The 11,648-nt window shown below is 56.7% G+C and carries 10 protein-coding genes; 5 read left to right on the top strand and 5 right to left on the bottom strand.

The features are described from left to right. Positions 1-29: 29 nt before the first annotated feature. Positions 30-1,256, top strand: coding sequence for an MFS transporter (locus EI77_RS11050; RefSeq protein WP_133795322.1), 1,227 nt, complete (start codon positions 30-32; stop codon positions 1,254-1,256). Here EI77_RS11050 and EI77_RS23340 read toward each other — a convergent pair. After that, a complete protein-coding gene (locus tag EI77_RS23340) occupies positions 1,253-2,146 on the bottom strand; it encodes a hypothetical protein (protein ID WP_166647187.1) in 894 nt (297 codons plus the stop codon). The genes EI77_RS11050 and EI77_RS23340 overlap by 4 nt on opposite strands. Before the next feature lie 157 nt (positions 2,147-2,303). On the opposite strand from EI77_RS23340, the gene EI77_RS23345 reads away from it, so the two are divergent. Further along, the gene (locus EI77_RS23345; protein ID WP_166647188.1) at positions 2,304-2,576 is read left to right on the top strand and encodes a peptidoglycan-binding domain-containing protein; all 273 of its coding nucleotides are present in this window, start codon (positions 2,304-2,306) and stop codon (positions 2,574-2,576) included. Between the two features lie 131 nt (positions 2,577-2,707). On the opposite strand, the gene EI77_RS11060 is transcribed toward EI77_RS23345, so the two are convergent. Both EI77_RS11060 and EI77_RS11065 read right to left on the bottom strand, forming a co-directional pair. Beyond that, positions 2,708-3,814 carry a DNA alkylation repair protein gene (locus EI77_RS11060; RefSeq protein ID WP_133795648.1) on the bottom strand — a complete coding sequence of 369 codons (1,107 nt, stop codon included), beginning with the start codon at positions 3,812-3,814 and terminating at the stop codon, positions 2,708-2,710. A gap of 306 nt (positions 3,815-4,120) precedes the next feature. Then, positions 4,121-4,450: a DUF4282 domain-containing protein gene (locus EI77_RS11065; protein WP_166647189.1), complete on the bottom strand. Its 330-nt coding sequence runs from the start codon at positions 4,448-4,450 to the stop codon at positions 4,121-4,123. 200 nt (positions 4,451-4,650) lie between these two features. Here EI77_RS11065 and mfd point away from each other — a divergent pair, with 200 nt between their 5' ends. Further along, positions 4,651-7,929: a transcription-repair coupling factor gene (gene mfd / locus EI77_RS11070; RefSeq protein ID WP_243838794.1), complete on the top strand. Its 3,279-nt coding sequence runs from the start codon at positions 4,651-4,653 to the stop codon at positions 7,927-7,929. A 51-nt stretch (positions 7,930-7,980) separates the two neighbouring features. Beyond that, complete coding sequence (locus EI77_RS11075) at positions 7,981-8,469, top strand: hypothetical protein (protein ID WP_133795325.1); 489 nt, start codon at positions 7,981-7,983, stop codon at positions 8,467-8,469. Here the strand turns inward: EI77_RS11075 and EI77_RS11080 are convergent. Both EI77_RS11080 and ccoG read right to left on the bottom strand, forming a co-directional pair. After that, entirely contained in the window at positions 8,466-9,164 is a 699-nt protein-coding gene (locus tag EI77_RS11080) for a sulfite exporter TauE/SafE family protein (RefSeq protein WP_133795326.1), read from the bottom strand. The two genes, EI77_RS11075 and EI77_RS11080, sit on opposite strands and share 4 nt — an antisense overlap. 144 nt (positions 9,165-9,308) lie before the next feature. Beyond that, a complete protein-coding gene (gene ccoG / locus EI77_RS11085; protein WP_133795327.1) occupies positions 9,309-10,730 on the bottom strand; it encodes a cytochrome c oxidase accessory protein CcoG in 1,422 nt (473 codons plus the stop codon). Between the two features lie 382 nt (positions 10,731-11,112). On the opposite strand from ccoG, the gene vccB reads away from it, so the two are divergent. Beyond that, positions 11,113-11,643, top strand: a complete 531-nt coding sequence (gene vccB / locus EI77_RS11090) for a Verru_Chthon cassette protein B (RefSeq protein WP_133795328.1) — start codon at positions 11,113-11,115, stop codon at positions 11,641-11,643. Positions 11,644-11,648: the final 5 nt, after the last annotated feature.

The raw sequence follows: 11,648 nt of genomic DNA on the forward strand, positions 1-11,648 counted from the left end.
TGAGGTAATCAGAACCAGGAATCACGTCCATGACCCATTCATACCTCCGCGCGCGATTGTCATACTTGATGTTCGTCCAGTATTTCATCTGGGCCTGCTGGTATGTAAGCATGGGCACCTATCTGGTGAAAACTCTTCACTTTGACGGAGCCCAGGTCGGCCTTGCTTATGGAGCCTTCGCCATCGCGGCCATGATTTCACCTTTCCTCACGGGCCTGCTTGCGGACCGCTATTTCGCCTCGGAAAAGATCATCGGTGTCCTGGGCATCCTTGGTGCCGTGGTACTTTGCGTGCTGCCTAGCCTGAAGACCTTCAGCAGCTTTTATCCCGCTCTGATCCTATACTGCCTGCTGTATGTGCCCACCCTGGCGCTCGGCAACGCCCTGTCTCTGCATCATCTCAAAAACCCGAAGAAGGACTTTCCCCGGGTAAAGCTCTTTTCAGCCGTCGGATTTGTAGCTGGACTGATAGGTCTGAACTTCCTAAATGGGGCGGAATCCAGCATCCAGTTTTATTTGGCAGGCGCTGGCTCGCTGGTCCTGGGACTCTATGCTTTCTTCCTTCCCCACACACCTCCGATGAAGCAGGGAAAGGATGTCAGCGTGGGTGAAATCCTGGGGCTGGATGCACTGGCCTTGTTAAAGAGGCCCTCCTTCGCCGTCTTCATGGCGTCCATGTTTTTTCTGTGCATCCCTCTTTATTTCTATTTTGTGAATCTGGGAATCTATCTCACCGAACTGAAGTGGGAGAACATGCTGGCAAAGACCTCCCTGGCCCAGGTTTCAGATGTCATCTTCTTCCTCCTGCTGCCGTGGTTTCTTCACCGGTTGGGTTATAAAAAGACCATCCTGCTCGGCATCGCCTGTTGGGTGGCCCGCTACCTCCTTCTGGCCACCAGTGCACAGTCCCCTGGCTGGCAGGAGGCATGGATCTTCGCCGCGATTCTGCTTCATGGTGCCTGCTATGATTTTCTTTTTATCGCCGGTCAGCTTTATGTGGATGAAACTGCCGGGCCACGCATGCGCGGCGCGGCCCAGGGCCTCATTGCCTTTGTCACCTGGGGTGCAGGCTCTTTCCTCGGCACTTTACTGGCTGGCCAAGTACTCGCTGCTAACGTCCTCGTTACACCTTCCGTGATCGGCTTGTCCCACGACTGGCAGGCTATCTGGCAGGTTCCTGCATTATGCAGTCTTGCCGTCATGGCATTTTTCTTCACCTTTTTCAAAGAAGCTCATAGCGGGCGAGCCAGTTCTTAGTGATTCACACCTTTCTCGGCGTGAAATTTGGCATCCACCTTCGCGCTGGGGCGAAATAATCCGATTAGATGAAGGGGTTGGAGCGAGCGGTGAAATTGGTTTCTAGGACATTTCGGCGAAAGGCATTTTTGGGAAAAGATGGTTTTCTTTGGGTGAAGTTGAATAGCTGGCTGCAAAAAGGGGTCAGAGATGGGTATGAAAACAAAAACTTTTCCTCTGAGCCTGGGTTTTGGCGCGGTGGCGCTGCTGGGGGCTTGTGTGATTGGTCTGCCCCTGACTGCGATGGCGCGGCCCGGCGATGAGTCCAGCCGCGAGCGATCCCCAAGCCAGGCACGTCCTTCTTCTTCCAGTAGGCCTTCCATTTCACGGCCTTCGCCCTCTTCGTCGAGACCGTCGATATCGCGGCCCTCTCCCTCTTCTTCCTCGTCTTCGCGGCCGTCGTTTACACGTCCGTCAACATCTTCGAGTTCATCCCGACCGTCATTCACGCGTCCCTCGACGTCTTCAAGTTCCCGGCCTTCGATCACACGCCCACCGACTTCTTCGGGATCATCTCGGCCCTCGTTCACTCGTCCCTCGACGCCTTCTAGCTCCCGCCCTTCGGTTTCACGCCCGCCGAGCTCTTCGAGTTCGTCCCGCCCTTCATTCACACGGCCACCCACGACTTCGAGTTCCCGGCCTTCGTTCACACGTCCGCCGACCTCATCGGGTTCATCACGTCCATCATTCACGCGCCCACCTACATCTTCGGACTCCAGGCCTTCCTTTACGCGTCCTTCGACTCCGAGCCGTTCTCCAAGCAGCCGGGAAGAAATCCGCAGGCCAGAAAGTTCCCGCAGTGATTCATTTTCCCGCCGTCCAGGCTCAAGCTTCGGGCGTCCTGGATTCACCACAGCCTCCAGCAGCAGGCATCGTCACTTCCATGATTCGTCACGCTTCGCCAGTATTGACCGTCATGTAGCCTTTCGTTCTTATCCGCGCAGCCATTATCGGTTGTGCCATGGGCAAGGTTACCGTGGTCTGGGCTGGTATTTCGGTCCGCCGAACATGTCTTACTACTATGAGACTCCCGGCGTGTACTATTACAGCTCTCTGACCGCCGCTCCATCCACCTATGTGAACCTGTCGTATTCCCCAGCCAATTCACTGGACTACGCTGTGCAGGAGTCCCTGGCTGAACTGGGATACTATGACGGTCCTCTGGACGGCGACATCGGTCCAATGTCGCGCCTCGCAATCGCCAATTTCCAGGCTGACAATGGCCTGGAACCCACCGGGATTATTGACGAAACCCTCGTCGATTATCTCGGGATTCAGTGATGCGAGAGACAGGAGTGATTTTAAACCACAAATGCCCAGCAATGTGTCTATTGCTGGGCATTCGTGTTTTTTTGAATGTTTCCTGAGCAGGTGGGTTTCTTGAATGCTGACGGGGGCCTTGCGGTTCCCAGTTACTTGGAGAGGTGGAAGCCGCTATTGGCCATCAGCTCTCCGTTCATGAGGATGTCCACACCGTGTTGACCGGGGTGGTGGAGGCGGGTAGTGAAGTCTTTGATGGTTTGCTCACGGGTGAGGGTGATGGTTTCACCGGGGGCGAGGGTGAACTCTTTCCATTTGAAGACTTTGGCGGAGGTGCTGCCACTTTTTTTAACGTAGTGAAGTGCGTAATCGACGACGAGGCGCTGGGGGACGGTGGCTATGGACTGAAGCTGGAGGGTGAGGCGGATTTTTTGGCCTAACTGAATGTTGTCTGGCGTGACGGTGAAGTGGTGGATTTTGACTTCGACCTTGCCGCTGGCTCCGATGATAGCGAGGGCCCTGGGATCTCCCTTTTTGATGAGAGTGCGGAGGGCGTGGCGGGCGATCCAGGTGGTGTGTGGGCTTTCACCCAGGGGCCAGGTGTGGAGGAGATCGAGCACCCAAGCGGGGTGGTCTTTGGTGATGTCGTTGAGGTGGTTGGCGACGGATTTTCGGACGTAAAGACTAGGGTCAGCGCGGAGGTTTTGGAGGATGGGGAGGACGGGGGTGGGATCGGCGATGAGGGCATCGAGCCTGAAGGACCAGGGGAGACGTGGGCGGCATCCCTCACTGGCGAGGCGGCGGACGTGGTCGTTGTCATCGCGGGACCAAGCCTCCATGACGGCGAGAGTGCGTGGGAGGTCTTGACGGAGGAAGGGACGGATGGCGAACTCGGCAGAGCTAAAGGGAGTAAAATATTTGAGGGCCTCGAGGGAGAGATCGAAGTGCTGGAGGCCGTATTGAGCAACGTAATCGGGAAGGACGAGACCGACGAAGCTGTGGTTGATGCGGGGGGCGAGGGCGCGGAGGATTTTGACGGCGGCGGGGTATTTGCTTGGAAGGGTCGCGTGAAGGCTCTCGGTGGTACGGCGGAGGCGCTGCATGAGGGAGAGCTCGTCGAGATCAGTGAGGGCAAGCTTGAGGAAGTGTTTGGAGTCGAATGCTGGCTGGAGGGCCGTGACCTCGCTGGCGATGTGGCGGAGGCGGGGGGCATCGAACCAGTCTTTCAGGGCGGGGGCGGGAGGTACTTCTTCAGTCATGGGTTTAGAAGCTAGGAGCAGTGGGTGCGGTGACGTGGGAGATTCGGTCATGGGGGCGCTGCGGCGGCCAAAGATGATGAAAGAGAGCATGTCTGGAGCAGACATGGCCCGAGGGACTGACAACGGTGTGTCAGGAGAGTGAGAAAAAATGACGAATGGCGGAGGGGGAGAACGGTATTCCGTGGTGCGCGAACCACGTCACGGGGGAGCTTGCGATCCATGGAGGGGTCCCCATCAAAGCAGCGGTCACGGCTAATTTCTTCGAACTTCAGGACTCTTCGTGACTGTAAGGCAGGTGAGAGGAAGTCAGTCTTTGCGGACTTTCTCGGCGATCTGGAAGATAGCGAGGATGACCTCCATGATCACGCGGGCGGTGAGCACGTACATGAGAAAGGCGACCGGGCCGGTGACAAGGGTAAAGAGGCCGTAAAAAAGGCCGACGCTGAAGCCGCTGGCCATCCACCCTAGCGCGGCGAGGGTGGCGGCAATGAGGCTCAGAGCGTAAAGAACACGGATGAGGTGGGGCGTAACGAACCTTTTGAATGAGAAATCGAGGACAAGGTCCATCACAGCACGTACTTCGGACCAGAGGGAGGTGGTGCCCTGGGAGAGTTTTTCAGGTGGGGGCGCGCTCATAGGGAGGTAACGTGGCGGGGGGTGGAGTTTGTGCAAGAGATGGGAGCTGGATTCCGCATGTGCGATTGGCCAATGAGCAGGTGGAACGGGAAGGCTCATGCCGCCAGGAGCGGCCGTAGCATTTTGAGGTGTGGCTCGGGTTGCGAGGGCAGGGTTTGTGCGCCTTCGTGAGGATGAGGGGCGTTTATACCCTGCTATTTGTGTCTGATCCTGTCCCGGTGAAAAAGGCGGCGCGTAAAGCCGCCCCTACGAAACGCAAACACTCCCCTCCTGCTGCGAAGCGGGAGAGGGTGGAAATGCATGGCTTAGTGGCCGCAGTGCTGGAAACGGAGGTGTTTGCTACAAAGCTGAAGGGACTGGGTGGAAAAAAGGAGATCGTGCTGGACCATGTGACAAGAGAGGCCCGGGCCTTTGCTGTGGCAGTGGTGATGGGGCATGTCGCGAAGGCAATCCCGGGACGAAGGCTGTGGGTGCTGTGCCCGGATGTGAAGACACAGGATGCGCTGCACGCTGAGCTGATGGTATGGGGATGCCCTGCACTTTATTTTCCGAGGCAGAGCGCGCTGGATCTGGAGGCACTGCAAGACCCGGAAAGCCTAGCGGAGCGGGTGTCTGTGTTGAGCCGCTGGCGGGAGCATGCTCCAGACTGTCCGCTGGCGCTGGTGGTCTGTGCGGAGAGTCTGGGAGAGACCGTGCCGGCTGCGAGGGAGATCGAGAACCAGCGGCGGACGTTGGAGGTGGGTGCCAAGCTGGACGTGGAGGCTTTCCTGGAGGAACTAGACGGGGCGGGTTATGAAAGGGTGCCGGTGGTGATGGAGCGTGGCCAGTTTGCACGACGCGGGGGCATTGTGGACTTTTTTTCCTGGCAGGCTGAGGAGCCGTTGAGGCTGGAGTTTTTCGATGATGAGCTGGAGTCCATTCGGGCTTTTGACATTCATCATCAGGCGTCTATTCGGCGGATGGAGAGGGCAGGGATTCTCTTGCAGATCAGCGAGGCGGCGGCGGATGAGGGAAAGGTGGAGGACTATCTGCTGCCGGAGGATATAGTGCTGATGGTGGGCGGGGATGAATCGAGGCCGTGCCAGGTGCGGATCGTGGAAGATGCGGCACCTGGTGAAATGGTGGAGGACTATGGGACGGCGATTCATGAGAATCCGCTGGGGGTCTTTGATGCATCGGACTTTGTGCTGCATGAGGCGCGGCGGAAGCAGTTTCAAATGCAGGTGAAGGAGTGGCAGGGAATGGGGTGGCGGACGGTGGTTTTTTTCCACAATGAGGCAGAGAAAGAGCGTTTTGCGGAGCTGTCCGAAACACTGGAGATGAAGCCTCTGGAAAGTTTGTTAGGCCTGCTTTACCGGGGCTTCACAGTGCCTGCGGCAAAGCTGGCGGTACTAACCGGTGCGGAAATCTTTGGCCGACACCAGCACACGCGACGGGTTCGGGGGTCGAAGCTGGATGACCCGGAGACTTTGAGGAAGGCGCGGGATGTTTTGCGCGAACTGCGGGACGGGGATCTAGTGGTGCATGCGGACCATGGGGTGGCGCGGTATGGCGGGGTGAGCACACGCATTGCGCCTGGGGGGCGGCGTGAGGAGGTGCTGGTGCTGCACTATGCGGATGAGGCGAAGTTTTTTGTACCTGTGGCCCAGGCGCACATGGTGACGCGGTATGTAGGCGTAGGTGGGAAAGCCCCGGCCCTCAGCAAGCTGGGGGGCGCGTCATGGCAGAAGACACGGAAGAGCGCGGAGAAAAGTGTGGAGGAATTTGCCGCGAAGATGCTGACGATCAGTGCAGAAAGGCAGAGCGTGACGGGCTATGCCTTTTCCCACGATACGAAGTGGCAGGTGGAGTTTGAGAACTCGTTCCTTTATCGGGAAACACCGGACCAACTCCGCTGTGTGGAGGACATCAAGGCGGACATGGAATCGCCCAAGGCGATGGACCGACTACTGTGCGCGGATGTGGGTTTTGGCAAGACAGAAGTAGCGATCCGGGCGGCGTTCAAAGCAGTCATGGGCGGCAAGCAGGTGGCTATCCTGGTGCCAACGACCGTGCTGGCGAGGCAGCACTGGGTCAATATTCGCGAGCGCATGAGCGAGTTTCCCGTGACGGTGGAGATGCTGTGCCGACTGACGCCGAAAAAGAATGAGAAGAAGATCATCCAGGGGGTGCGGGAGGGGAATGTGGACATCGTGGTGGGGACGCACCGGGTGATCTCCAAGGATGTGCGATTCAAGGATTTGGGGCTGGTGGTGATCGACGAGGAGCAGCGTTTTGGGGTGAAACACAAGGAGCGGTTCAAGGAGATGTTCCGTTTTGTGGATGTGCTGACGCTGAGCGCGACGCCGATCCCGAGGACGCTGTACCTCGCGCTGATGGGCATGCGGGACATGAGCACCATTGAGACTCCGCCGCCTAACAAACAGGCTGTCCAGACGATGATCTGTCCATATGATGAGCGTGTCATCAAGCAGGCAGTGGACATGGAGCTGGACCGTGGCGGGCAGATTTTCTTTTTGCACAATCGAGTGATGACGATCGAAAAGGTGGCGCAGCGCATCCGCGAACTTTGTCCGAGGGCCAAGGTAATCATCGGCCACGGGCAGATGGATGAGGAACTGCTGGAGGATGTGATGCATACCTTTGTGGACGGTCGCGCAGATGTGCTGGTGTGCACGACGATCATTGAGAGCGGCGTGGACATCCCGAATGCGAACACGATCATCATTGACCGGGCGGACCGATTCGGCCTAGCGGACCTGTATCAGTTGCGCGGACGTGTAGGACGCGGTGGACAACAGGCGCATGCGTACCTGCTGCTGCCGCGCGATGCGGTGACGGCGGGAGATGCTCGCAAACGTGTGAACGCGATCAAGCAATACGCGGGCCTAGGCAGCGGGTTCAAGATTGCATTGAGGGATCTGGAGATTCGCGGTGCAGGTAACCTGCTGGGGACGGAGCAGAGCGGGCACATCGCAGCAGTGGGTTTTGACATGTACTGCCAGATGCTGAAGCAGGCAGTGAACAAGATGCAGGGTCGGCGTGTGGCGCGACCCATCGAGGTGGCGCTGCGGGCGGATTTCCTGGTTCAGACGGAGGCGCTGATGGTGCAAGCGGCTGCGGGAGCAACGCCGGCGTTTCTGCCTAGCACATTCATCGAGGACACGCGGATGCGCATCACGGCATACCGCCAGCTTGGGGAAGTGATGACGCGGAAGGAACTGGATGAGCTGGAAAGCCAGTGGCGCGACCAGTTCGGCGACAAGCTGCCCCATGCGGTGACCAATCTGCTGACATGCGCTTCCATCCGTCTGGCAGCGGCTCATGCGGGGATCAGCGATGTGGAGATTAAGGACCGCAAGCTGATGCTGACACGCAATGGCAAACTGGTGATGATCGAGGGTAGGTTCCCAAGGCTGATGGAGAAGGCGGGGCACAAGCAACTGGCGGAGACGCTGGTGATGCTGAGGAGTTTGTGAGGAGCCCCCTTTTGTGCATCTGAAAAATAAAGTTTTATGAGGTGATTATAGTTGTTCGCCACCTATGTGGATGAGAAATTTGGCTCGTTAACAATGATCACCCTTGGAAGTATTTCACGGCAGCAGGCGGCATTATGGTTTCCATTTCTTGAAGAAGGATTTAAAGGCCGACGTACTGCTATCAGAGATCTGACACATGGTGTGCCAGAGTTTGTTTTTTGGATTTATCCAGATGGCAGGCTTCACAATGCAGGGAGAAGCCATCGCTCAAATCCTCCTCCTGGCTACGAGCATATTCTGAATGATGAGCCTGACTATGGTGGCTTTCTGCGAGGCCGGGTGGTCAGAATCGTCGATCATCAATTGATTGCCGTGTACTGTCGTGAGGACTCTTTGGCATCGAACACAACTCAACTGAAGCAATTTCTGGCGGGAGTTGATCAAATGCCGTTTCCAATTGATGACGCCGCATTGGTGATCAGTGATAATGCAGACATTTATGGAACCATGTCCGATCTTTGGGAGCGTCGTTATACCTAGAGCATCGCATGGCAGCAACTTGGAACGGCGTCGCTGGTGAAATCCAGAGTGCCACGGAGGCGCCAGGCCATGATGAGGGCGGCGCTGAGGGCGAGGCCGCGCTGGACGCGGCGCAGAGTGACGGGCTGGAGGCGTCCGCCTAACCAATGAAGCTGCGTCTGCGCCAGCCAGAGAAGAGGCAGCGTGCCAAGGCCAAAGGCGATGGCAAATTCAGCCCCTTTGAAGGAGCTGCCATTGGCCATGGCGAGGGCAAACATCACGTAAAGAGGGCCGCAGGGGAGCAAAGGTGTGGCGAGGCCTAACAAACTGGCGCGCCAGGCGCTTTTCATGCGGAAGGCGGCGGTCTGGATCTTGCGCAGGTTGTGGCTGAGGACCTGAGGTTTCGGCAGATATCTGTCCAGCCCCATGCCGACGAGGGCAAAGGCGATGACCATAAGCCAGGGCAGGACGATGCCTGCACCATGCTGGAACCAGCTCAGGGGTATGAAACCTGCGGCACCGGCGACGGCTCCGATGAGGCCGTAGGAGATGAGGCGCCCACCATGATAAAGGGCGGTATTGCGCATAAAGCCAGAGGTTCCAGATTTAGAGGAAACCGCCCACGAACATGAAAGGGGACCGCACATGCCGACGCAGTGTACACTTGTGACCAATCCGGCGAGGAAGGCGGCGGCGCTGGTATCGATGGCGGGCATAGGACGGCAGTTTTCGGCTTGGTCTAGGGGAGGAGCATCAGGATGCGTTCGACCTCCTGGGGGCGGTGCTGGATAGCAAAGACGATGAAGGCGATCCAGCTGGCGACAAAGGTGAGAAAAAAGAGCACGGGCAGGAGCCAGGGCTTATTGAATATAATCTTTCGGATTGAGAGGTGCATTGGTTTTGAGGCGGGTATCGGGGCCGAGGAATTCCATGACGCGGGTGGTGACGGCATCGCCACGCACAGCGTCTATGACTTTGACCTGGAGCTTGAAAGGCTGGTTGAAAGCGGCTTCGGGGAGGGACAGTACCAGGGTTTTTTGTTCTTCGCCCAATGGGTCCAGGTTGAGTGTTTCATTGAGTCCGCTAATGCTGAGCTGAGCAGGAAAATCGCCTGTAAGCTCTAGCCGGTAGGTGGAGGGGCTATTGCGTTTGTTGATGACGCGGACCAGGAATTGATTTCGCAAGGTGCCATCGGCCACATAAAAGGGTGCACCGACCATGCGCACGACACTGGCGCGGACAGGCGACAGTTGCAGGGCAGAGAAAGCAAAGGCACCGATGCCTAACAATAAGAGCCCGGTATAAAGAATGATACGCGGGCGGATGAAGCGCGTCCTGCCGCCATGCAGGCCGACATGGGAATCATAACGCACCAGGCCGGTGGGGCGCTTCAGCTTGAGCATGATGTCATCGCAAGCATCCACGCAGGCGGCACAGCCGATGCAGTCCAGTTGCAGGCCGTTGCGGATGTCGATGCCGGTGGGGCACACCTGCACGCAGCGTCGGCAGTCCACACAGGCACCGCTGGTGCTGCCGACCTTGCCACGGGGTTCTCCACGCCTTTTGTCATATCCGATGACGACGCTGTGGTCATCGGTGAGAGCGGACTGAAGGCGGCCATAGGGGCAAAGGATGACGCAGAACTGTTCGCGAAACCAACTGAAGGCAAAATAAAGTCCGCCAGTGAGGAAAAGCATGATGCCGAAGGCCATCAGGTGCTGGCTGGGTGGCCCCAGCATCATTTGGTACAGGGTTTTTAAAGATACATAGTAGCTCAAAAAAATATGGGCAATGACGGCAGAGACGAAAAGGAAGATGGTGTGCTTCAGCCCTCGGCGGATGGCTTTGCTGAAGGACCAGGGTGCTGCGTCCAGTTTGCGGCGTGCTGTGGCATCACCATCAATCCAGCGTTCGATACGCCGGTAAACGTGCTCCAGAAAAACAGTATAAGGGCAGGTCCATCCGCACCAGACACGGCCAAAAAGCGCGGTAACGTAAAAGAGTGAAAAGGCCAGCCCCGTGATGAGGAAGAAGCCCACCCATAAATCCTGCGTGGCCAGGGTGAGCCCCATGAAGTGAAAGCGCCGCTCCTGCACATCCAGAAACACAGCCGGGTAGCCATTGATGGGGATCCAGGGTAGGGAAATATAGATTCCCAGGAGCAACAAGGCGGATCCGCGTCGCCAGGCAGTAAAGCGGCCTCGCACATCCGCTGGATGAATCGTGCGGTGTGATCCATCTGCACGAATGGATGACAACGATTCCAGGGTGGGGGATTTCATGGGGGTATTTGCACCCTCGGTGCCCCGCTTTTTTTTGCTTCTCGCCGATTGCGGATGGAGGGGCCGATCTTGTTTTTTAAATAACGGAATGGGTAATTTTCAAAAAAGATGAAACCTCAAGATTAAATAAGAAATACCTTTAGATCGTAAAGGATGTAAAAGTTTTCACAGCCGAATCATCATCGGAAACGGTTGATTATGAAGCAGTCATAAAAAAGTTTTTCACAGGAATGGCTCTTTTGATACTCGATCTCAATTTCCAGTCCTGTGTAGCCAATGGTATTTACCATGTATTTGAATTGACGGTACATAGGCCAACAAGGTATTCTGAACAAATAACCGGAAATAGCAGTCCCATCCACCAGCCGGAGACCTCCCTCTCATGAAACCATCACTCTCGTATCTTCGTCGCCAGACCTCGCGTTGTGGCTTTTCCCTTGTGGAAGTCGTCCTTGCGACTGGCATTATGGCGCTCGGAGTCGTCACCATTCTCGGATTGCTGCCTCACGGGCTGGAATTATCTAGAAAAACAGCCAATGAGCAGTCTGAGACCCGCATTGTGGACCAGATCGTAGGGGAATTGCAGACCATCAATTGGGCAAACCTTGAAGCAGGCGTGCAGGAAAATCGTTTCTTCGACGATCAAGGCTTGGAACTGGTTGAAGGGCAGACCGGGGGGGCGGATATCAATTCCCTCCTCAGTTACGTTGTGCAGGTAAATCTGCCCCCGCTGGATGTGCGGCTCCCTAGCAACGATACCAACGCCAATCGGCAGGTTAATCAAAATTTAAGGAGAGTGATTGTTAAAATCATCGCTGCACCGATCGCCAACTTCAACTTCGACGCACCTGCATCAGGGGTGCCGATCAAGACAGTGACACAGCTAGTGGCCAATACAGGTCTGGAGCTTTGAGCTCA

Origin of the sequence: Prosthecobacter fusiformis, from assembly GCF_004364345.1 — a bacterium.
Classification (GTDB): Bacteria; Verrucomicrobiota; Verrucomicrobiia; order Verrucomicrobiales; family Verrucomicrobiaceae; genus Prosthecobacter; species Prosthecobacter fusiformis.

Excerpts from the sequence above, each read along its gene's own strand:
- EI77_RS11050 (WP_133795322.1), top strand. The coding sequence starts at position 30 with ATGACCCATTCATACCTCCGCGCGCGATTGTCATACTTGATGTTCGTC.
- EI77_RS23345 (WP_166647188.1), top strand. The coding sequence starts at position 2,304 with ATGTCTTACTACTATGAGACTCCCGGCGTGTACTATTACAGCTCTCTG.
- EI77_RS11060 (WP_133795648.1), bottom strand. The coding sequence starts at position 3,814 with ATGACTGAAGAAGTACCTCCCGCCCCCGCCCTGAAAGACTGGTTCGAT.
- EI77_RS11065 (WP_166647189.1), bottom strand. The coding sequence starts at position 4,450 with ATGAGCGCGCCCCCACCTGAAAAACTCTCCCAGGGCACCACCTCCCTC.
- EI77_RS11080 (WP_133795326.1), bottom strand. The coding sequence starts at position 9,164 with ATGCCCGCCATCGATACCAGCGCCGCCGCCTTCCTCGCCGGATTGGTC.
- ccoG (WP_133795327.1), bottom strand. The coding sequence starts at position 10,730 with ATGAAATCCCCCACCCTGGAATCGTTGTCATCCATTCGTGCAGATGGA.
- vccB (WP_133795328.1), top strand. The coding sequence starts at position 11,113 with ATGAAACCATCACTCTCGTATCTTCGTCGCCAGACCTCGCGTTGTGGC.